A 20,247-nucleotide genomic window follows, 5' to 3' on the forward strand; every position below is an offset into this window, starting at 1 on the left:
ATCACTTCCAACCCAGGACCAGATCGTACAGGACCCACTCCAGGCTCTTGTCCGTCAGCCACAGGAAGAGCGCCATCACCACCGCGAACGCGAACACCAGACCGGTGGTCTGCGTGGTTTCCTTGCGGCTCGGCCAGACGACCTTCTTCGTTTCGGTGATCGATTCGCGGGCGAAACCGATGAAGCGGCGACCCGGCTCGGAGAGGGCGGCAACGGCGATGCCGGCACCCAGGCCCGCAAGCACGGAAAGCACGCGCAGCACGAGAGGCTGCTCGGACAGCACGTAGAAGCCGACTACGCCGGCTGCCAACAGTGCCAGCGCCAGCGCAAATTTCAACTTATCGGCCATTGCGGATGAACACCCGGAAAATGTTGGCAGGGGCAGAGGGAATCGAACCCCCAACCTTCGGTTTTGGAGACCGACGCTCTGCCAGTTGAGCTATACCCCTGCAGCGGACACTGCAAGGCGCACCCGAGCGGGTGCGCCTGTCTGGCAATAATCGAGCAATTACTCGATGATCTTGGCGACGACGCCGGCGCCGACGGTACGGCCACCTTCGCGGATCGCGAAGCGCAGGCCTTCTTCCATGGCGATCGGGGCGATCAGCTTGACGGTGATCGACACGTTGTCGCCCGGCATGACCATCTCGGTGCCTTCGGGCAGCGAGATCGAACCGGTCACGTCGGTGGTGCGGAAGTAGAACTGCGGACGGTAGTTGTTGAAGAACGGGGTGTGACGACCACCCTCTTCCTTCGACAGCACGTAGATCTCGCCGGTGAAGTGGGTGTGCGGGGTGATCGAACCCGGCTTGCACAGCACCTGACCGCGCTCGACGTCTTCACGCTTGGTGCCGCGCAGCAGCACGCCGACGTTGTCGCCGGCCTGGCCCTGGTCGAGCAGCTTGCGGAACATCTCCACGCCGGTGCAGGTGGTCTTGACCGTCGGCTTGATGCCGACGATCTCGATTTCCTCGCCGACCTTCACGATGCCGCGCTCGACACGACCGGTCACCACGGTGCCGCGACCCGAAATCGAGAACACGTCTTCGATCGGCAGCAGGAAAGGCTTGTCGATCGCACGCTCGGGCGTCGGGATGTAGCTATCCAGCGCGTCAGCCAGGCGGAAGATCGCCGGTTCGCCGATGTCCGACTGGTCGCCCTCGAGCGCCTTCAGCGCCGAACCCTTGACGATGGGGATGTCGTCGCCGGGGAAGTCGTACTTCGACAGCAGCTCGCGCACTTCCATCTCGACGAGCTCCAGCAGCTCTTCGTCGTCGACCATGTCGCACTTGTTCAGGAAGACGATGATGTACGGCACGCCGACCTGACGGGCCAGCAGGATGTGCTCGCGCGTCTGCGGCATCGGGCCGTCGGCGGCCGAGCACACCAGGATCGCGCCGTCCATCTGCGCGGCACCGGTGATCATGTTCTTGACGTAGTCGGCGTGGCCCGGGCAATCGACGTGCGCGTAGTGACGGCTCGCGGTCTCGTACTCGACGTGCGCGGTGTTGATGGTGATGCCGCGCGCCTTCTCTTCGGGCGCCGCGTCGATCTGGTCGTAGGCCTTCGCCTCGCCGCCGAACTTCTTCGACAGGATGGTGGTGATCGCAGCGGTCAGCGTGGTCTTGCCATGGTCGACGTGGCCGATGGTGCCGACGTTGACGTGAGGCTTGGTGCGCTCGAACTTACCCTTAGCCATATCGCTATCCTTAAAATCAGAACCATAAAAACCGGCGCGGCGACCACACTCGTTGGCCGCCGCCCAGGCCAGGCAGAAAATGGATGGTGCCCATGACGTGGATTGAACACGTGGCCTCTCCCTTACCAAGGGAGTGCTCTACCACTGAGCTACATGGGCCCCGAAACCTCGGGCAAACCGCAGCGAACCTGGAGCGGGTGAAGGGAATCGAACCCTCGTCATAAGCTTGGAAGGCTTCTGCTCTACCATTGAGCTACACCCGCACACGCCTGCAACTGTGTTCTCTTGCCTGCGCGCAACTCCGCGCCTATCACAACTCGCAGCCATACACTGCATTTGCCACGCCGACCGTGACGAGCACGGCACGACTGAAACTTGGTGGAGGGAGAAGGATTCGAACCTTCGAAGGCTGAGCCGTCAGATTTACAGTCTGATCCCGTTGACCGCTTGGGTATCCCTCCGTCCGGGAAGCCCCGCACTATAGAGGCCTTCCCCGGAGAAGTCAAAGCCTTTTGAAAAAAACTTTCGAGCCTCGATGTGCGAGCTGCGCCGCCTGCGCTTCGCCGGAGGCGCGGCTGGCGCGAATCCGGCGTCGACAACCCACGCGGCTCGGCGGCGGATCATCGAACTGGGGCGGTATGATCCCCCGGTTCGGATCCTTTCGGCAGACACGCCATGCCCCCCGCCCTGAAGGCCCTCCTCGCCCAGCTCGCCGGTCTGGCCGCCGCGGTCGCGCTCGCGCGCACCGGCGCGCTCGTCGGACTGTGGCCGCTGGTGAGCGTGCAGGCGCTCATCGCGGCGACGGTCGCGGCCGGCTTGCGCAGCGCGCGCTGGTGGCTGCCGATCCATCTCGGCTTCTTGCCGCTGGCGGTGGTCGCGCACGGCGCGGGCATCCATCCCGGGTGGTATCTCGCCGCCTTCGTCATCCTCGTACTGGTGTATTGGACGAGCTTCCGCACCCAGGTCCCGCTCTACCTCAGCAACCCGGCCACCGCAGCGGCGGTAGGGAAGCTGCTGCCGGCCCATCCGGCGCGGATGCTCGACATCGGCGCCGGCACCGGTGCGCTGCTGCGCCCGCTCGCGCAGGCGCGTCCCGACTGCCGCTTCACCGGCATCGAGCTGGCGCCGGCGACGTGGGCGATCGGACGCCTGCTGCTGCGCCGTCACGCCAACATCGAGTGGCTGCGCGGCGACCTCTTCTCCGCCGACTGGAGCGGCTACGATCTGGTGTACGCCTTCCTCTCGCCGGTGCCGATGGCGGCGGTCTGGGCCAAGGCGTCCGCCGAGATGCCCCCGGACAGCACCCTGGTCAGCAACAGCTTCGAGGTGCCCGGCCACGAGCCGGACGCGGTGATCGACGTCGGCGACCGCCGTGGCACGCGCCTCTTCCTCTATCGCATGGGCGCACGCGGAGAGCGCCGAAGCGGCTGACGCGGAGAGCGCCGAAGCGGCTGAATTGGCCCCGCGAAGCGGCGCTTTTCCGCGCTCGCCCGCTTGCGTGCGGCGTCGATAATCCCCGTCATGCAAGGACTGCATGCAAAGGACTGAAGCGTCATGGCTGAGATCATCTGCGTGATCGGCAACAAGGGCGGTACCGGCAAGACCACCCTCTCGCACATGCTGTGCCAGGGCCTCGGCCTGCTTGGCCAGCGTGCTGCCTGCGTGCTCACCGACACGTCGCGCGAGCCGCTGGTACCCGCCGGACGGCGCTACGTGCTGGCCGACGCGCGCACACGCGACTCGCTGACCAAGGTGGTCGACAAGCTGCGCACGCTGGAGAACTGGATCGGGGTCATCGACGGCGGCGGCAACCGCACCGAGATGGACCGCAAGCTCTACGCGCTCTCCGACCTCGTGCTGCTGCCGTTCCGCGAGTCGCACGAAGACATCCGCACCGTGCTGCGCGACCTCGAGATGTTCCCGCGCGCCTACGCGATCCCCACGCAGTGGCCCACCAACCCCTGGCAGCGCGAGGCCGCCGACCGCAGCGTGGCGCGCCTGCTCGGCGCGCACCGCGATCGCATCCTGCGCCCGGTCAACGCGCTCTCCTCCACCAAGCTGCTGCTGCAGAAGCAACTGCCCGAGCAGCTGCCGACCCCGCTCGCCAACGCCTGCCGCGCGGTCGCGCGCCAACTGCTGGAAGTGCTGGAGATCGACTTCATCGACCACAACGAGGACACCTCCGGCGAAGAGCAGGATGAGCGCCTGTCGCCCGCCGAGATGCCGATGCGCCTGGTCGGCGGCGCTCGACGATCGCACTGAGCCGCGAATCGCGGCACGACGATTCTCTCAGGACTCCTCGTTCCTGCGCGAGAGCAGCACCAGCGCCTGGCTGCGGCTGCTCACCCCCAGCGCGCGGTAGATCGCCGTCATGTGCACCTTCACCGTCCCCTCGGTGAGGCCCAGCCGACTGGCAATCTCGCGATTGCTGCCCCCGGTGGCGAGGAGTTCCATCACCCTGGCCTGGGCGAGGGTCACCCCGTAGCGCTCGGCGGAGCGACGCGTGCGGGCGCTCGTCGCGGACGGGCTGGCACGCGGCGTCGGCATGCCGCCCTCCAGGACTTCGCGCACGGCCTGGGCCAGCACCTCGCCGGAACTCGCCTTGGAGACGAAGCCAGAGGCGCCGGCCGCGAGGGCGCGGCGCACCGCGGCGTCGTCGTCCATCGCCGACACCACGATCGCCGGCAGGTCGGGGTAGCGCTTCGCCAGCACGCCGAGCAGCGAGAACCCGCTCGCCCCCGGCAGCATCAGGTCGACGATCGCCAGATCGACGTCGTCATGCGCCTCGAGCAAGGCCAGCGCCTCGTCCGCGCGCGCCGACTCGAGACACACCAGGTCGGGCTCCAGGCGCCCGATGCGCTGCGCCATCGCCTCGCGCACCAGCGCATGATCTTCCACGATCAGGATCTTCGTCATACCCTCCCCTCCGCGTGCCTCTTTCCGCACCGAACATAGCATGAGGCGGCCGCCGGGCTTCACGCTCCATGCGAGCGCAAGCGCTACGCCGGCGCCGATAAACGCAGGAGAATCGACTCCCCGGGCGGAGTCCCACCGTCGGCAAGCCTCGCAGAACGGTCTTGCCGTCCACGGCTCGCCCCGCCCCACCGGAGGCCCTCGCCATGCCCGCCCCTTCCTGCCCTGCCGAACCCCGCAATGCCGTGCCGAGGAGGCGGCCTTGATCCACCGTTGGGGCATCCGCGCCCGCGTCACGCTGGTCGCCTTCATCCCGATGCTGGTCCTGGCCGGCCTGATGACGGCGACCCACACCACGCTGCGCCTGGGCGAACTCGACAACGCCTTGCGCGCACGCGCTCAGGCCTACGTCCGCCAGACCGCGGTGGCGAGCGAGTACCCGCTGTTCATCGGCGACCACATCGCCCTGCAGCAGCTGCTCGACAGCCTGCTGCTCGAGGAGGACATGGCGGCACTCGCGCTCATCGCACCGGACCGCAGCCTGATCGCCCGGGCGGGCAGTTTCGAGCACACCACGCCGCCACAGGCGGCCGTCGCGGGCACGACGCGGAGCGCAGGTCGCCTGCGCATCGTCGAGCCGATCCGCCCGCGCCCGCTGCCGATCGACGCCGTGTCCGATCCCGTGCCGGCGGACGAACTCCTCGCCACCCTCATCATCGAGATGTCCCTGGAACGCCTCGACCAGCGCCGCGCCGAGCTGTTGTGGATCGCCGCCGGCTGGATGCTGATGGTCGCCGTCGGCAGTCTCGCGCTCGCAAGGGGGATGAGCTACAGCGTCAGCGGCCCGATCCGCAACATCGCGGACACCGTGCTCCGCATCGGCCGCGGCGAACTCGACCGCCGTGTCCCGGTGGTCGGCGGTGGCACGCTGCGCATCCTGGCCGAGGGCGTGAACGAGATGGCCGGGCGCCTGAGCACCGCGCACGCATCGATGTCGCGCCAGATCGAAGAGGCGACCGCCGAGCTGCGCGCACGTCGCGACGAGGCCGAACGCGCCAGCATCGCCAAGTCGCGCTTCCTCGCCGCCGCCAGCCACGACCTGCGCCAGCCGCTGCATGCGCTCGGGCTGTTCGTGTCCGAGCTCTCCCAGCACGAGCTCGACGCGGGCAGCCGGCAGATCCTCGAGCGCATCACGGCCGCGGCCGAGACCATGGACGGCCTGCTCGGCAGCCTGCTGGACATCTCGCGACTCGATTCGGGTGCGCTCACCCCGGTGCCGCAATCCTTCGACCTGCAGGCGCGCCTCGAGCGTCTGGTCGCCGGTCAGTCGGCCGTCGCCGCCGAGCGCGGGCTCGACCTGCACCTGCGCTGTGCGCCCTGTCGCGCCCACACCGATCCGCTGCTCCTCGACCGCATCCTCGCCAATCTGTTGTCGAATGCCATCCGCCACACCCCGCACGGCCGCGTGCTGGTCGCCTGCCGGCGTCGCGGCGACCGGCTGCGCGTGGAGGTACGCGACAACGGCCCCGGCATCGCGCCGGAATCGCAGGAACTGATCTTTCACGAGTTCGTCCAGCTCGACAATCCGGAGCGCGGCCAGGACAAGGGCCTCGGGCTCGGGCTGGCGATCGTGCGCCGCCTCAGCACCCTGCTCCGGCTGCCGCTCGACCTGCGCTCGCGGCCCGGCCACGGGACGGTGTTCGCGGTGGAGGTCCCCGCCGCACAGCCGGAAGGCGCCTCCCGGGCGCATACGCCGGGCAGCTTCGAAGGGGTCCGGGTACAGCTTGCCGGCGCGGATCCCGCCGCCCTCGAGGCGACCGCCGAGCTGCTCGCCGACTGGGGCTGCACGGTGGACGACGGCACCCGCACGGCGCCGGCGGACGACCGCCCCCACGGCACCGAGCTGCTGATCCTCGCGCCGGTGCCCGCCGGCACGGCCGACGGCCTTGTCCTGCTCGCAGCCCTGCGCATGCGCCCCGACCTGGCCGACGTGCCCGCGATCCTGCTCGTCGTCGACAGCACCGACGAGCAGCGCGATCGCGCCCGCGCCCTGAATGCCCATCTGCTCGCCCGTCCGCTGCGCCCCTCGCGCCTGCGCGCCCTCATGAACCGCCTGCTCGGCGCGCGCGACGGCGATGGAGCGCAGGGCAGCGGCATCGGGTAATATTGTTCCGTCACCTCAACCCCCCGAACGGAGCAGCCCGATGTCCAATGACCAGAACGCCCAGGATCCGCTCGAGTTCGTGCGCGGCATGTGGAACCAGATGGGTTTCTCCCTGCCCGGCATGGTCACGCCCACGCTCGATGTCGATGAGCTGGACAAGCGCATCACCGACATGCGCGCGGTCGAGGGCTGGCTCAAGATGAACCTGAACATGCTGCAGATGAGCATCCAGGGACTCGAGATGCAGCGCGCCGCGCTCGCCGCGGTCAAGGCGATGAGCCAACAGGCCCAGCAGGCAGGCGAAGGCGGCGGCGCGACCGAGCCTGGAGCCAATCCCTTCGCCGCCGCGGCGGCGATGTGGCCGTGGAACCTGATGGGCGCGCAGGCGGCCGCCACGCCCGCTCCCGCGACCCCGGCCGAAGCGAAGGAAGGCGCGCGTGGCACCCGCCGCAAGCCGGCCACCGACAAGTAATCGACCCGCCGCGGGCTACACCACGCCCGCGCCCCGCAGCCGGGCAAGCTCCTCGGCATCCACGCCGAGCGCCTCCAGGATCGCATCCGTATCCGCCCCCGCACACGCCGGTGCCGGCGCGTCGGGTATCGGCGGCATCCCGCCCAGACGCACCGCCGCGCCGGCGTGGCACAGGCCGTTCGTCTCCACCACCATGCCGCGTGCGCGCAGCTGCGGGTCGCGCAGGCTCTCCTCCAGGCGCAACACGGGCGTCACGCAGCAATCGACCGGGTCGAACACCTCCACCCACTCGCGCTGGCTGCGTCCGCGGAAGATCGTCGCAAGCTCGCCCCGCACGCGTGCTCCGTCCGCCCCGGTGGCGAGATGCCCCGGGATCAGGTCCGCACGCCCGAGCGTAGTGCACAGCAGCCCCCAGAACTTCTCCTCCAGCGCACCCACCGCCATGTAGCGGCCGTCCGCGGTCTCATACACGCCGTAGCAGGGCACCCCGCCGGTGAGCAGGTCCTCGCCGCGCGGCCGCACGCCACCGTGGGCAAGCACCTCGGCGAGCGGGAAGATCATGTGCGCGAACGCGGCGTCGGTCATCGACACGTCGACCTCGCGGCCGCGGCCGCTGCGGCGCGCGTCGAACAGCGCCACCAAGATGCCCATCACCGCGCCCATGGTGCCGCCGAGCAGGTCGCCGATCTGCAGGTTCGACAGCGCCGGCGCGCCGCCGGCGCAGCCGATCTGGTCGAGCACGCCGGCGTAGCCGAGATAGTTGATGTCGTGACCGGCACGCAGTGCGTACGGCCCGGTCTGTCCGTAGCCGCTGATGCTGCACAGCACTACGCGCGGATTGCGCTCGGCGAGCACGGCGTAGCCGAGGCCGAGGCGCTCCATCACCCCCGGGCGGAAGCCCTCGACCACCACATCGGCGCTTTCCACCAGACGCAGGAACAGCGCACGCCCCGCCTCCTGCTTGAGGTCGAGCCGCAGGCTGCGCTTGTTGCGGTTCACCAGTTGGTAGAACCAGCTGGTGTCGCCCCCCATCGCGCCCATCGTGCGCGCGTAGTCGCCGGCACCGGTGTCTTCCACCTTGATCACCTCGGCGCCGTAGTCGGCCAGGTGCTGGGTGGCGAGCGGCCCGGGCAGCAGCCGGGTGAGGTCGAGGATGCGCACGCCGGCGAGCGGCGCGCGTGCGGGAGCGTTCGATGCGGGGTTCATGTGCGCGTCCATCGTTTTGCGGGAAGACGGCAGTATGCCAGCGGGAGGCACCGGGACACGCAGGGACAGGGCCTCCTCGGGGCTATTCGTAGGTGCGCACGTCGTCGATGACCTTGCCGTCGTTGGCGAGCGCGCCCGCGGGCAGGAAGGCGACCTCGCCGCGCAGCTTGGTCAGCTCGCGGATGCTGGCGGCAACGGCAGCGGCGAGGGCCTCGCTGCCGCCACCGGCCGCCTCGCACATCAGCGTCATGCGATCGTTGAGCTCGGGGTTGTCCACCACCAGGCGCGCGCGCGTGATCTCGGGGTGGCGGCGCACAACCTGCGCGATCTGCCCCGGATGCACGAACATGCCCTTGACCTTGGTGGTCTGGTCGGCGCGCCCCATCCAGCCCTTGATGCGCACGTTGGTGCGCCCGCAGGGCGAGTCCCCGGGCAGCACCGCGGAGAGGTCGCCGGTGCCGAAGCGGATCAGCGGGTAATCGGGGTTGAGGGTGGTCACCACCACCTCGCCCACCTCGCCCGGCGCTACCGGGTCCCCGGTGCCGGGGCGGACGATCTCGAGCAGCACATCCTCGTCCACCACCATGCCCTCGCGCGCCGGCGTCTCATAGGCGATCAGGCCGATGTCTGCAGTGGCATACGCCTGGAAGGCCATGATGCCGCGCGCGGCAAGGGCGTCGCGCATGCTGGGCGGAAAGGCCTCGCCGGAGACGAAGGCCTTGGTGAACGACACCCGCACGCCGAGCTCGTCCGCCTTGTCGAGCAGGATGCGCAGGAAGGACGGCGTGCCCACGTAGGCGTTGGGCTGCAGGTCGGCGATCGCCGCGAGCTGCTGCTCGGTCTGGCCGACGCCGGCGGGAAAGACGGTGCAGCCGAGCGCGTGCGCGGCCGTCTCCATCATCGAGCCGGCGGGCGTGAAGTGGTACGAGAAGGTGTTGTGCACCAGGTCGCCGGCACGGAAGCCCGCGGCGAACAGCGCGCGCGCCAGGCGGTAGTAGTCGGGCCGTGCGCCTTCGGGTTCGTAGAGCGGGCCGGGCGAGGCGAACACCCGCCTGCACGCCGCACCCCAGCCCACCGCCGAAAAGCCGCCGAAGGGGCGCGCCGCCTTCTGCAGCTCGAGCAGTTCCGACTTGCGTGTGACCGGCAGCGTGGCGAGCGCCTCGCGACTGGTGACCGAATCCGGGTCGACGTCGGCCAGCAGGCGGCCGAAGGCGGGCGCGGCGGCGCGCGCATGGGCGATCTGCGCCGGCAGGCGGCTCAGCAGCTCGCGCTCGCGCGCCTCGGGATCGCGGGTCTCGCGCGTGTCGTGGAAGTTCATCTCGGCTCCCCTGCTCGATGCATTGTCGGGTGATGTCGCGGCGGCGGTGGCGCTCAGCTCAGCCAGCGCTTGCGGCGGCGATAGTGCTTGATGTCGCGGAAGCTCTTGCGGCCCTCGCCCGCCAGACCGAGGTAGAACTCCTTGACGTCCTCGTTGCTGGCCAGATCCTTGGCGGCACCTTCCATCACGATGCGGCCGTTTTCCATGATGTAGCCGAAGTCGGCATAGCGCAGCGCGACCATGGTGTTCTGTTCGGCGAGCAGGAAGCTCACCCTTTCCTTGGTGTTGAGATCCTTGACGATCTCGAACACCTCTTCCACGATCAGCGGTGCAAGGCCCATCGAGGGCTCGTCGAGCAGCACCAGCTTGGGCTTGGCCATCAGCGCACGACCGATCGCGCACATCTGCTGTTCGCCACCCGAGGTGTAGGCGGCCTGGCTGTTCCGTCGCGTCTTCAGGCGCGGGAAATAGTTGTAGACCTTCTCCAGCGTCTCTTCGACCGCGGCCTTGCCGTCGCTGCGGGTGTAGGCGCCGGTGCGCAGGTTTTCTTCGATGGTGAGGTGGCCGAAGCAATGCCGCCCCTCCATGACCTGGACGACACCGCGCTTGACGAGGTCCGCCGGCGTCAGCGCGTCCACGCGTTCGCCGTTGTAATCCACCGAGCCCTTGGTCACCTCGCCACGCTCGCCCTTGAGCAGGCTGCTCACCGCGCGCAGCGTGGTGGTCTTGCCGGCGCCGTTGCCACCGAGCAAGGCGACGATGCTGCCCTCCTGCACCGACAGCGACACACCCTTCAGCACCAGGATGACGTGGTTGTAGATGACCTCGATGTTGTTGACGCTGAGGAAGGCCGGATTGGGAGCGTTCATGTTCGATTCCAGGAAAAGGCCTCCGCACCGCGCGGCGCGGAGGCACGTTTCAACTCAGTTTCAATTTACTGCGCGCACTGCTCCGCGGTACGGCGCTGCAGATTCTTCTCGGCGGCATACTTCGAGGCCGCCTCGAGCACCATCGGCCGCAGCACCTTGTCGTCGGCCTGATACCAGTCGGAGCTGAACGCCCACTTGCTGCCATCCCACGTATGCACGCGCACCCACGACGAGCCCATGTGGTCGGTGCACGACGTCTGCACCGGGCGCATCACGCCGGCAAAACCCATCGCATCGAGCTTGCCCTGGTCGAGGTTGAGGTTCTCCAGGCCCCAGCGCACCTGCTCGCCGGTCATGACCTTGCCCTTGCCGTAGCGCTCCTGCGCCTGCCGCACCCCTTCGACACCCAGCATCGCCGAGATCAGGCCGCGCATGTAGAGCACCGAGCCCACCTCCTCCTTCGGGCCGGTGCCCTGGCCCTTGTCATGCACCATCGCCAGCATGTCCTTGACGACCTTGCTGTTGGGCTCCGCGCCGTGCTGAAGCGTCAGGGCGCTGTAGCCCTTGGCACCCGCGCCGACGTCCTTGACGTCCGGCTCGGCGCCCGCCCACCAGATGCCGAGCATCTTCTCGCGCGGGTAGCCCGTGGCCTGGGCCTCCTTGATCGCGGTCGAGTTCATCACGCCCCAGCCCCACAGCAGCACATGGTCGGGACGATCGCGGCGGATCTGCAGCCAGGTCGCCTTCTGCTCCACGCCGGGGTGGGCTACCGGCAGCAGCTGCAGCTCGAAGCCATGCATCTTCGCGCGCTCCTGCAGCAGCGGGATCGGCTCCTTGCCGAAGGGGCTGTCGTGATAGACCAGCGCGATCTTCTTGCCCTTGAGCTTGTCCAGCCCGCCCTCCTGCTTGCCGATATGCTGGATCGCGACGTCGGCGCCCACCCAGTACGAGCCCAGCAGCGGGAAGTTCCAGGTGAACACCGAGCCGTCCTGCGACTCGCTGCGGCCGTAGCCGGCGGTGATCAGCGGGATCTTGTCCACGGTGGCCTTGTCGGTGAGCGCAAAGGTCACGCCGGTCGACAGGCTCTGGAACAGGGTGGCGTTCTTGCCCTTCAAGCGCTCGTAGCACTCCACCCCGCGGTCGGTGGCGTAGCCGAACTCGCACTCCTCGTAGGTCAGCTTGACGCCGTTGATGCCGCCCTGGGCATTGATCAGCTTGAGGTAATCGACATAGCCGTTCGCCCATGGGTTGCCGTTGGCGGCATAGGCGCCGGTCCGATACACCAGCACCGGGAAGAACTGATCCTGCGCCTGAGCTTGCGCGGCGGTGGAGAACACGGCGGACGACAGGCCCACCGAGGCGATGGCGGCCGCGAGGGCCAGGTTGCGGAATTTCATGAGTCTCCTCCTTTTATAGGCTTCTTGGGCACTGCGGGAAATGGCGCTGCATCAGTGCGGGAACGGCCACAGGCGCAGCTTCTGCTTCGCGATCGACCACAGTCGGGCGAGGCCATGCGGCTCGACGATCAGGAAGAAGATGATCAGCGAACCGAAGATGATGAGTTCGGCATGCGAGATGCCGGCGGTCGACACGGTGACACCGACCAGGCTTCCGAGCAGGGGCAGGAACTGGTTGAGGAAGATGGGCAGGATCACGATGAAGGCGGCGCCGAAGAAGCTGCCCATGATCGAGCCCATGCCGCCGATGATCACCATGAACAGCAGCTGGAAGGAGCGATCGACCGAGAACGCCGCCGGCTCCCACGACCCCAGGTGCACGAAGCCCCACAGCGCGCCGGCCACGCCGACGAAGAAGGAGCTCACCGCGAACGCCGACAGCTTGGCGAACATCGGGCGGATGCCGATCACCTCGGCCGCCACGTCCATGTCGCGGATCGCCATCCACTGGCGGCCGATCGCGGCGCGGGTGAGGTTCTTGGCGATGAACGCGAACGCGATCACGAAGGCGAGGCAGAACAGATACTTCTCGGTCGGCGAGTCGATCACCCAGCCCAGCATCTCCAGCTTGGCGACCGACACCGAGCCGGACGACGAATGGTTGGTGAACCAGCCGATGCGCAGGAAGGCCCAGTCGCACAGAAACTGCGCCGCCAGCGTCGCCACCGCGAGGTAGAGGCCGCGCACGCGCAGGCTGGGAATTCCGAACAGGATGCCGAAGGCTGCAGCCGACACGCCGCCCAGCAGCATCGCCAGCACCAGCGGCATGCCGTCGATGCGCACCATGAAGTTGTACGCCGCATATGCCCCGATCGCCATGAAGGCCCCCGCCCCCAGGGTGATCTGGCCACAATAGCCCACCAGCAGATTGACCCCGAGCGCGGCGAGCGACAGCACCAGAAAGGGGATCAGGATGGCGCGGAACATGTACTCGTCGGCCAGCATCGGCACGGCGAGTGCGGCAAAGGCGATCAGCCCCCAGACGAACCACTTGTCCTGGGCGATGGTGAAGATCTGTTGGTCGGCCGCGTAGCTCGTCTTGAACTGGCCGTTTTCGCGATAGAACACTGTGTTGTCTCCCGGTCAGACGCGGTTGATGATCTTTTCGCCGAACAGGCCCTGCGGCCGGAACAGCAGCACGATCAACGCCATCACGTAGGCGAACCAGATCTCGATGCCGCCGCCGACGTAGGGTCCGAGATAGACCTCGGAGAGCTTCTCGCCGACGCCGATGATGAGGCCGCCGACGATCGCGCCCGGCACCGAGGTCAGGCCGCCGAGGATCACCACCGGCAGCGCGCGCAGCGCCACGGTGACGAGCGAGAACTGCACGCCCATCTTCGAGCCCCAGATGATGCCGGCCACCAGGGCCACCAGGCCGGCCACGCACCACACGATCACCCAGGTCTTGTTGAGCGGGATGCCCACCGATTGCGCGGCCTGGTGGTCGTCGGCCACCGCGCGCAGCGCGCGGCCGATCGCGGTCTTCTGGAAGAACACCGTGAGCCCGGCGACCAGCACGGCAGCGAGCGCCGCTGCGATGAAGTCTTCCTTGTTGATCAGCACGCCGCCCTCGAAGAGGCCTTCGAACATGATCACCGGATCCTTGGGCATGCCGACGTCGATCGAGTAGATCTCGCTGCCGAAGAAGGTCTGGCCGAGGCCCTCGAGCACGTAGGCGATGCCCAGCGTGACCATCAGCAGCGTGGCGCCCTCCTGGTTCACCAGCTTGCGCAGCACGAAGCGCTCCACCGCCCAGGCCACCACAAACATCACCGCGCCGGCGCCGACGATGCCGATCACGTTGGCGAGGAAGAGGCTGTCGCCGCCCAGTGCGGCGTTGCTCCACTCGGAGAAGCGCGCCATCGCCAGCGCGGCGACCAGCACCATCGCGCCCTGGGCGAAGTTGAACACGCCCGAGGCCTTGAAGATGAGCACGAAGCCCAGGGCCACCAGCGAATACAGCATGCCGGTCATCAGCCCGCCCAACATCGTTTCAATGAAAAATGCCATGACTCGCTCCGCTCAATGCCCGCTGCCGAGATAGGCGTTGATGACATCCTGGTTGTTGCGCACCTCGTCGGGTGTGCCGTCGCCGATCTTCTTGCCGTAATCGAGCACCACGACGCGGTCGGAGATGTCCATCACCACGCCCATGTCGTGCTCGATGAGCACGATCGTGGTGCCGAACTGGTCGCTGATGTCGAGGATGAAGCGGCACATGTCCTGCTTTTCCTCGACGTTCATGCCCGCCATCGGCTCGTCGAGGAGCAGGATCTGCGGCTCCATCGCCAGCGCGCGGCCGAGGTCGACGCGCTTCTGCAGGCCGTAGGGCAGCGCGCCCACCGGGGTCTTGCGGATGTGCTGGATCTCGAGGAAGTCGACGATCTCCTCGACCTTCTCGCGGTGGGCGATCTCCTCGCGCAGCGCCGGGCCGAGCCACAGCGCCTGCTGGAAGAGGTTGCACTTCATCTTGAGATTGCGCCCGGTCATGATGTTGTCGAGCACGCTCATGCCCTTGAACAGCGCGATGTTCTGGAAGGTGCGCGCGATGCCCTGCTGGGCCGCCATGTGCGGCTCCATCTTCTGGCGCTGCTGCCCGCGGAACATGATCCTGCCTTCCTGCGGGTGATACACGCCGTTGATCACGTTGAGCATCGAGCTCTTGCCCGCGCCGTTGGGGCCGATGATGGCGCGCACCTCATGCTCGCGGATGTTGAAGCTGATGTCGGTCAGCGCCTTTACACCGCCGAAGCGCAGCGAGATGTTCTGCAGGTCGAGGATGACCTCGCCCTGGCGACGGCCCGAAGGCGTGGTGGTGGCAGCGGAATTCATGTCGGTCATGTCCATTCTTCGTCCCCTCAGGCCGCGCGCTTGCCGGCCTGCGGCGCGAAGGTCTTCACCTCCTCGATGCGCAGGTCGGCCGAGACCTTGCCGGTGCGGCCGTCCTCGTACTTGACCTGGGTCTCGATGAACTGGGTCTTGCGGCCTTCGAACATCGCCTCGATCAGCACGCCGTACTTCTCGGCGATGAAATTGCGCCGTACCTTGCGCGTGCGCGTGAGCTCGCCGTCGTCGGCGTCGAGCTCCTTGTGCAGGATCAGGAAGCGCTTGATCTGCGAGCCGCTCATGTTGGGGTCGGCGGCGAGGTCGGCGTTGACCTTCTCGACGCAGTCGCGGATCAGCTCGTACACCGCAGCCTGCTGGGCGAGGTCGGTGTAGCCGGAGTAGGCCATGCCCTTCTTCTCGGCCCAGTTGCCCACCGCCTCGAGGTCGATGTTGATGAAGGCGGTAGCGAATTCCTTGCCGGCACCGAAGGTCACCGCCTCCTTGATGTGCTGGAAGAACTTGAGCTTGTTCTCGATGTAGTTGGGCGCGAACATCGTGCCGTCGGCCATCTTGCCGACGTCCTTGGCACGGTCGATGATCTTCAGGTGGCCGTCGGCGTCGAAGAAGCCGGCGTCGCCGGTCATGAAGTAGCCATCGGCGTTGATCGACTCGGCGGTCGCGTCGGGGCGCTTGTAGTAGGCCTTGAGCAGCATCGGCCCCTTGACCAGGATCTCGCCGTTGTCGGCGAGCTTGACCTCGACGAAGGGTGCCGGCTTGCCGACCGAATCCAGCTTGATCTCGCCGTCGGGCTGCAGGCACACGTAGGCGCAGGTCTCGGTCTGGCCGTAGAGCTGCTTGAGGTTGATGCCGATCGAGCGGTAGAAGCGGAACAGGTCGGGCCCGATCGCCGCGCCGGCCGTATAGGCCACGCGGATGCGGCTCATGCCGAGCACGTTCTTCAGCGGCCCATACACCAGCAGGTTGCCCAGCCAGTACTGGAAGCGATCGCCACCCGACACCGGCTTGCCATCCAGGATGTCGGCGCCGCAGCGCCGCGCCACGTCCATGAAGTGATGGAAGATCTTGCGCTTGAGGCTGCCGGCGTCTTCCATGCGGATCATCACCTGGGTCAGCAGGTTCTCGAACACGCGCGGCGGGGCGAAGTAATAGGTGGGTCCGATCTCGCGCAGATCGTTCATCACCGTCTCGCCCGACTCCGGGCAGTTGATCGTGAAGCCCGCCACCGTGGCCTGCGCGAACGAGAACAGGTGGTCGCCCACCCAGGCCATCGGCAGGTAGGACAGGATGTCCTCCTTGTCGGTGAGCTTGTCGAACTGGATCGCGCCGCGCGCCGCGGCGATGAAGGCGCCGTGGGTCTGGCACACGCCCTTGGGCTTGCCGGTGGTGCCCGAGGTGTACAGCATGATCGAGATGTCGTCGGAGGCGCCCTTGTCGATCTCGCCGTCGAGGAAGTCAGGCTGGTTGCGGTCGTGGATGCGCCCCATCTCCTGCAGCTCGTCCAGGCCCATCAGCAGGGTCTGGGTGTAATGGCGCATGCCACGGGGGTCGTCGTAGATCACATGCGCGAGCAGCGGCGCATCGGGCTGGATCTCGACCATCTTGTCCACCTGCTCCTGGTCCTCGACCACGGCGAACTTGATCTCGGCGTCCTGCAGCACGTAGGCCATCTCCTGGGCCACCGCGTCCTGGTACATCATCACCGGGATGCCGCCCAGGCACTGGCAGGCCGCCACCGACCAGTACAACCGCGGGCGGTTGTCGCCCACCACCGCGAGGCGGTCGCCGCGCTTGAAGCCGAGCTGCGCCAGCCCGCAGGCGATCGCGCGCACGTTCTCGGCCACTTGCGCCCAGGTATAGGTCTGCCAGATGCCGTATTCCTTCTCGCGCATCGCCGGCTGCTGGGGGCGCGCCTTGGCGTGGTGCATCAGCCAGCGCGGAAAGGTATCCGGCCCTGCTCCGCCCTGTCCGGGCTCGGACGCGCTCGTGCGTGTGTCCATGCCACACTCCTCCTTTGGTCTTGTCCTGTCTGTCTCCGCACCCGGGCCCCTGGTGCTTTTTGTCAGGGCCCGGGCGGGACGCGCGAACGCGTCCGTTCCAGTTCAGGCTGGAGTGTGGCAAGCCACTTTTGCGCAACTGTTTGTGGAATGTACTGAATTGTTGCAGGCCGCCTGCGTACCCGCGGCCGGCCCTCAGACCGGGAACGCGAAGCCGTACTGCGACTTGCCGGCCTGTCGGCCGATCCCGCGCGTGACGCCACGCCCGACCCGCTTGGCGCTACCGATCGCGGCGATGCCGCCCCCCACCAGCCGGCCGACGGCGGGCTCAGGGACCAAGGCGCAGCACCACCCGCGCGCGGGGATCGTCGGGGACGAGATCGACGAACGCGATCGCATCCGGATCCTGGGCGACCCGCGAAATCGCGGCCGCGCTGTCGGCGACCCGCAGCGGCGGTTGTGTCCGCCCGGAGAACTGCAATCGCGCCCAGTACGCGTTGATCTCGGCGATGTCGCGCCCGAGCAGGCGGCGATAGAAGCTTGCGCGCAACGGTTCCACTTCGACCACGTTGGCGCGCGCCCCCGAAGGCAGCATCTTCACGCGCCCGAGGAAGAGATGGCTGGCCTGCTCGCGACTCAGGGCGGAGATGCCGCTGTCGCGATTGACGATGAGGACGAGTTCCTCGGCCGCCACGTCGTGCGTCGGGAGCAGCAGCACGAGGAGCGCAGCGACGAGCGTATGGATTCGCATGGCCGGACGCTCAGAAGACGAAATCCAGCGTTGCGGAAAACACCGTCGGCGAGCGCGGGCCGGTGACGAAACCACGATCGTCGAGCAGCGCGGAGGAACGCTTCGCGTCGATGCGATCGAACTGCAGCTTCAAGGCCATGTTGTCGGCGAAGTCATAGCGCACGCCCACGCCGATGGTGGTCTGGTCGTGGCGGGTGTAGCCGTGGACGGTCTGCCAGAAACCGCGCAGCTGGCCCGCGGGGTCCAACGCCGGCGGCACGTCGAGGGCCCGATCGACAGGATCGAGGATGCTGCGCGAGCCGGTAAGGTAAGGCTTCCAGCGCCCGACCCGATAGGCGGCGGTCGCCCCCGCCCCCCAACCTTCGAAGCGCGGGTACACGGACATCGACATGTCGGTGGCCATGAGCTGCAGCGAGAACGGTCCGCGCTCCCAGCCGAGCGCCGCCCCCAGGTAACCGATCCGGTTGGACCCCGCGATCTCGGATGCACGGGCCACGGCCTGCCCTGCGAATTCCGTCCCCGGGGCCAGGCTCGCGAGATGACGCAGCGTGAACGGCAGCTCCCGATAGATGGCGTTGCGCGTGGACACCATGTTGCCCCAGGACAGTTTCAGGCTCAGTTCCGGCCCGATCCAGTCCAGGGTGACGCCGAAGCTGCGGCCGATCGGCACCGGATGCTCCATCCCGTTCAGGAACACGCTGCCGCGCGTACGCCCGCCGAACAGCTTGAAGCGCAGCAGGCCGTCGCCGAGCGCGTGCTGGAGGGTCGCATCCAGGCCGTCGAAGTTGTCATAGGTCAGACGGCCGTACACGTCGGCATACGGCCTCACCGGCGTGTAGGCGTAGCCGACGTGGCGCGAGTCGCCGTCGAGGTAGATATCGGTGACCAGGCGACCGGCGCGCAGTTCGAGCCAGTCGCTGGGCACGTGCTTGACGAAGCCCCATACCAGGTGCGGTCCCCACTCGCCGTGGCGCCCCTGGTTCATGACCGCCTGCGCCATGACCGACCACTGCGGCGTCAACGCACCGTGCACCTGCAGGCCGAGCGAGCTGTCGACACCGAAGTCGAGTTCGTTCGCACGCGTGCCACGATGCTGGTCCACGCTGCGGCGGAACTGCGTATCGTCCTCGTCGTGCCAGGCGGCGCCGAGCGTGCCGAAGCCGCTCGCGCTCCAGCGCGGGGCGTCGGCCTGCACAGGCCGTCCTGCCGCCAGCGCGGCGGCGCTCGTCGCGCACAAGCTCATCGCCGCGATCGCGGCGATGCAAACGGGTCTCACGGTCGACACCGGGCAACACCTCTCCCGATCGCGGATCGGGTCCGAGTGAGCAAAAGGCTCGAAGATAGCGAGCCCACCACCCCTCATCCCATGACATGGATCACGACTCCGCCATTTAACGCGGTTCGCGCTAGACTCGCAGTCGCCACGCGACCCCGAATGGGCACTCGTCACCCAAAGCTCCGGAAAAACACCCGATGGAACGCAAGGATTTCACCAGACCCGTCCATGTCACGACCTGGATGGCCGTGTTTCTCGCCCTCGTCGCCGCGCTCGCCGCCGCCCTGGTCCCGCAACTCAAGCACGCCTTCATCGCCAACGCCGCATTCAACGGCGTGATCCTCTTCGTCCTCGCGGTCGGCATCGCAGTCAATCTGCGCCAGGTGTGGCGGCTGCAGCGTGAGGTGCTGTGGATCGAGGAATTTCAGCACAGCGCCGGCGGCGGCTCGGCCACCGGCCTGCAGCCGGTGCTGCTCGCCCCGATGGCACGTGTCCTCTCCAACCGCCGTCGCGGCCAGGCCCACCTGTCGCCGGCCTCCACCCGCTCCATCCTCGACGGCGTGCAGATCCGCCTCGAGGAGCAGCGCGACCTCTCGCGCTACCTGATCGGCCTGCTGATCTTCCTCGGCCTGCTCGGCACCTTCTGGGGCCTGCTCGCCACCATCCGGTCCATCGGCGAGATCATCGGCAGCCTGAGCGTCGGCAGCGATCCCGTCGCCATGTTCGAGGCGCTCAAGGCCAAGCTCGACGCGCCGCTCGGCGGCATGGCGACGAGCTTCTCGACCTCGCTCTTCGGCCTCGCCGGCTCGCTCGTGGTCGGCTTCCTCGACCTGCAATCCGGCCATGCACAGAACCGCTTCTACAACGAGCTCGAGGACTGGCTCTCGCACATGACCAAGCTGCCCTCCGGCGTCGGCGCCGAGGGCGAGGGCAACGTGCCCGCCTACGTCCAGGCCCTGCTCGAGCAGACCGCCGAAAGCATCGAGCGCATGCAGCGCTCGGCCGCGGAATCCGAGCGCGAGCGCCGCGCCACCGCCGAGCACCTCGGCGAGCTCAACACCCAGCTCACCCGCCTGGCCGATCTCATCGGGCGCGAATCGCGCGACCTGTCCACGCTGTCCACCACCCAGGACGAGCTGCGCGGGCTGCTGCGCCAGCTCGCCCAGCAGCCCGCCCAGGGCGTGCAATTCACCGAAGACCTGCGCGCCGAGTTGCGCCTGCTGTCGCGCACGATCGGCGCCGCGCTCGGTGGTGCCGGCGCCGGCAAGGCGGACTGAG

19 protein-coding genes and 4 tRNA genes are annotated in these 20,247 nt (G+C 67.8%); 5 read left to right on the forward strand and 18 right to left on the reverse strand.

Going from position 1 to position 20,247, the window contains the following annotated elements; translation table 11 throughout:
* Position 1: 1 nt before the first annotated feature.
* The 6 genes from secE to ACZ5PP_RS08430 form a co-directional block, all read right to left on the reverse strand.
* On the reverse strand, positions 2-349 hold the full coding sequence (secE, locus tag ACZ5PP_RS08405; RefSeq protein ID WP_004298399.1) for a preprotein translocase subunit SecE: 348 nt from the start codon (positions 347-349) through the stop codon (positions 2-4).
* Positions 350-373: 24 nt separating this feature from the next.
* A tRNA-Trp gene (locus tag ACZ5PP_RS08410) sits at positions 374-449 on the reverse strand.
* Positions 450-508: 59 nt separating this feature from the next.
* Entirely contained in the window at positions 509-1,699 is a 1,191-nt protein-coding gene (gene tuf, locus ACZ5PP_RS08415; RefSeq protein ID WP_004298398.1) for an elongation factor Tu, read from the reverse strand.
* A gap of 84 nt (positions 1,700-1,783) precedes the next feature.
* Positions 1,784-1,858: transfer RNA gene (locus ACZ5PP_RS08420), tRNA-Thr, on the reverse strand.
* 30 nt (positions 1,859-1,888) lie between these two features.
* Positions 1,889-1,962: transfer RNA gene (locus ACZ5PP_RS08425), tRNA-Gly, on the reverse strand.
* A 113-nt stretch (positions 1,963-2,075) separates the two neighbouring features.
* Positions 2,076-2,160: transfer RNA gene (locus ACZ5PP_RS08430), tRNA-Tyr, on the reverse strand.
* A gap of 214 nt (positions 2,161-2,374) precedes the next feature.
* Here ACZ5PP_RS08430 and ACZ5PP_RS08435 point away from each other — a divergent pair.
* Both ACZ5PP_RS08435 and ACZ5PP_RS08440 read left to right on the forward strand, forming a co-directional pair.
* On the forward strand, positions 2,375-3,130 hold the full coding sequence (locus ACZ5PP_RS08435) for a class I SAM-dependent methyltransferase (RefSeq protein WP_004298396.1): 756 nt from the start codon (positions 2,375-2,377) through the stop codon (positions 3,128-3,130).
* Between the two features lie 123 nt (positions 3,131-3,253).
* Positions 3,254-3,961 (forward strand): P-loop NTPase family protein, encoded by a 708-nt coding sequence (locus ACZ5PP_RS08440; protein ID WP_004298394.1) that lies wholly within the window; start codon positions 3,254-3,256, stop codon positions 3,959-3,961.
* A 27-nt stretch (positions 3,962-3,988) separates the two neighbouring features.
* Here the strand turns inward: ACZ5PP_RS08440 and ACZ5PP_RS08445 are convergent, their stop codons facing one another.
* Positions 3,989-4,615 (reverse strand): response regulator transcription factor, encoded by a 627-nt coding sequence (locus ACZ5PP_RS08445; protein WP_004298392.1) that lies wholly within the window; start codon positions 4,613-4,615, stop codon positions 3,989-3,991.
* 259 nt (positions 4,616-4,874) lie between these two features.
* On the opposite strand from ACZ5PP_RS08445, the gene ACZ5PP_RS08450 reads away from it, so the two are divergent.
* Positions 4,875-6,776 (forward strand): hybrid sensor histidine kinase/response regulator, encoded by a 1,902-nt coding sequence (locus ACZ5PP_RS08450; RefSeq protein WP_012585920.1) that lies wholly within the window; start codon positions 4,875-4,877, stop codon positions 6,774-6,776.
* A gap of 40 nt (positions 6,777-6,816) precedes the next feature.
* On the forward strand, positions 6,817-7,248 hold the full coding sequence (locus tag ACZ5PP_RS08455) for a PhaM family polyhydroxyalkanoate granule multifunctional regulatory protein (protein WP_012585921.1): 432 nt from the start codon (positions 6,817-6,819) through the stop codon (positions 7,246-7,248).
* A 15-nt stretch (positions 7,249-7,263) separates the two neighbouring features.
* Here the strand turns inward: ACZ5PP_RS08455 and ACZ5PP_RS08460 are convergent, their stop codons facing one another.
* The 11 genes from ACZ5PP_RS08460 to ACZ5PP_RS08510 all read right to left on the reverse strand — a co-directional run bounded on the left by ACZ5PP_RS08460 (position 7,264) and on the right by ACZ5PP_RS08510 (position 18,969).
* Positions 7,264-8,454 carry a CaiB/BaiF CoA transferase family protein gene (locus tag ACZ5PP_RS08460; RefSeq protein WP_012585922.1) on the reverse strand — a complete coding sequence of 397 codons (1,191 nt, stop codon included), beginning with the start codon at positions 8,452-8,454 and terminating at the stop codon, positions 7,264-7,266.
* A gap of 82 nt (positions 8,455-8,536) precedes the next feature.
* Complete coding sequence (locus ACZ5PP_RS08465) at positions 8,537-9,772, reverse strand: phenylacetate--CoA ligase family protein (RefSeq protein WP_464826952.1); 1,236 nt, start codon at positions 9,770-9,772, stop codon at positions 8,537-8,539.
* Between the two features lie 53 nt (positions 9,773-9,825).
* On the reverse strand, positions 9,826-10,641 hold the full coding sequence (locus ACZ5PP_RS08470) for an ABC transporter ATP-binding protein (RefSeq protein ID WP_004298382.1): 816 nt from the start codon (positions 10,639-10,641) through the stop codon (positions 9,826-9,828).
* Positions 10,642-10,706: 65 nt separating this feature from the next.
* The gene (locus tag ACZ5PP_RS08475; protein WP_043743868.1) at positions 10,707-12,038 is read right to left on the reverse strand and encodes an ABC transporter substrate-binding protein; all 1,332 of its coding nucleotides are present in this window, start codon (positions 12,036-12,038) and stop codon (positions 10,707-10,709) included.
* 51 nt (positions 12,039-12,089) lie between these two features.
* A complete protein-coding gene (locus tag ACZ5PP_RS08480; RefSeq protein WP_004298380.1) occupies positions 12,090-13,166 on the reverse strand; it encodes a branched-chain amino acid ABC transporter permease in 1,077 nt (358 codons plus the stop codon).
* A 15-nt stretch (positions 13,167-13,181) separates the two neighbouring features.
* Positions 13,182-14,111, reverse strand: a complete 930-nt coding sequence (locus tag ACZ5PP_RS08485; RefSeq protein WP_004298379.1) for a branched-chain amino acid ABC transporter permease — start codon at positions 14,109-14,111, stop codon at positions 13,182-13,184.
* A 12-nt stretch (positions 14,112-14,123) separates the two neighbouring features.
* Entirely contained in the window at positions 14,124-14,948 is an 825-nt protein-coding gene (locus ACZ5PP_RS08490) for an ABC transporter ATP-binding protein (protein WP_012585924.1), read from the reverse strand.
* Positions 14,949-14,959: 11 nt separating this feature from the next.
* On the reverse strand, positions 14,960-16,945 hold the full coding sequence (locus tag ACZ5PP_RS08495; protein ID WP_012585925.1) for an AMP-dependent synthetase/ligase: 1,986 nt from the start codon (positions 16,943-16,945) through the stop codon (positions 14,960-14,962).
* 192 nt (positions 16,946-17,137) lie between these two features.
* Complete coding sequence (locus tag ACZ5PP_RS08500) at positions 17,138-17,281, reverse strand: hypothetical protein (protein ID WP_156147806.1); 144 nt, start codon at positions 17,279-17,281, stop codon at positions 17,138-17,140.
* Positions 17,271-17,660: a hypothetical protein gene (locus tag ACZ5PP_RS08505; RefSeq protein WP_231570696.1), complete on the reverse strand. Its 390-nt coding sequence runs from the start codon at positions 17,658-17,660 to the stop codon at positions 17,271-17,273. Before ACZ5PP_RS08505 ends, ACZ5PP_RS08500 begins: the two co-directional genes overlap by 11 nt.
* A gap of 43 nt (positions 17,661-17,703) precedes the next feature.
* Positions 17,704-18,969 (reverse strand): signal protein, encoded by a 1,266-nt coding sequence (locus ACZ5PP_RS08510; protein ID WP_261788997.1) that lies wholly within the window; start codon positions 18,967-18,969, stop codon positions 17,704-17,706.
* Between the two features lie 197 nt (positions 18,970-19,166).
* Here ACZ5PP_RS08510 and ACZ5PP_RS08515 point away from each other — a divergent pair, with 197 nt between their 5' ends.
* A complete protein-coding gene (locus ACZ5PP_RS08515; protein ID WP_043743872.1) occupies positions 19,167-20,246 on the forward strand; it encodes a hypothetical protein in 1,080 nt (359 codons plus the stop codon).
* Position 20,247: the final 1 nt, after the last annotated feature.

It is taken from the genome of Thauera sp. DNT-1 (genome assembly GCF_055393985.1).

Coding starts and splice junctions, on each gene's coding strand:
- secE (WP_004298399.1), bottom strand. CDS start 349: ATGGCCGATAAGTTGAAATTTGCGCTGGCGCTGGCACTGTTGGCAGCC.
- tuf (WP_004298398.1), bottom strand. CDS start 1,699: ATGGCTAAGGGTAAGTTCGAGCGCACCAAGCCTCACGTCAACGTCGGC.
- ACZ5PP_RS08435 (WP_004298396.1), top strand. CDS start 2,375: ATGCCCCCCGCCCTGAAGGCCCTCCTCGCCCAGCTCGCCGGTCTGGCC.
- ACZ5PP_RS08440 (WP_004298394.1), top strand. CDS start 3,254: ATGGCTGAGATCATCTGCGTGATCGGCAACAAGGGCGGTACCGGCAAG.
- ACZ5PP_RS08445 (WP_004298392.1), bottom strand. CDS start 4,615: ATGACGAAGATCCTGATCGTGGAAGATCATGCGCTGGTGCGCGAGGCG.
- ACZ5PP_RS08455 (WP_012585921.1), top strand. CDS start 6,817: ATGTCCAATGACCAGAACGCCCAGGATCCGCTCGAGTTCGTGCGCGGC.
- ACZ5PP_RS08460 (WP_012585922.1), bottom strand. CDS start 8,454: ATGAACCCCGCATCGAACGCTCCCGCACGCGCGCCGCTCGCCGGCGTG.
- ACZ5PP_RS08465 (WP_464826952.1), bottom strand. CDS start 9,772: ATGAACTTCCACGACACGCGCGAGACCCGCGATCCCGAGGCGCGCGAG.
- ACZ5PP_RS08470 (WP_004298382.1), bottom strand. CDS start 10,641: ATGAACGCTCCCAATCCGGCCTTCCTCAGCGTCAACAACATCGAGGTC.
- ACZ5PP_RS08475 (WP_043743868.1), bottom strand. CDS start 12,038: ATGAAATTCCGCAACCTGGCCCTCGCGGCCGCCATCGCCTCGGTGGGC.
- ACZ5PP_RS08485 (WP_004298379.1), bottom strand. CDS start 14,111: ATGGCATTTTTCATTGAAACGATGTTGGGCGGGCTGATGACCGGCATG.
- ACZ5PP_RS08490 (WP_012585924.1), bottom strand. CDS start 14,948: ATGGACATGACCGACATGAATTCCGCTGCCACCACCACGCCTTCGGGC.
- ACZ5PP_RS08495 (WP_012585925.1), bottom strand. CDS start 16,945: ATGGACACACGCACGAGCGCGTCCGAGCCCGGACAGGGCGGAGCAGGG.
- ACZ5PP_RS08515 (WP_043743872.1), top strand. CDS start 19,167: ATGGAACGCAAGGATTTCACCAGACCCGTCCATGTCACGACCTGGATG.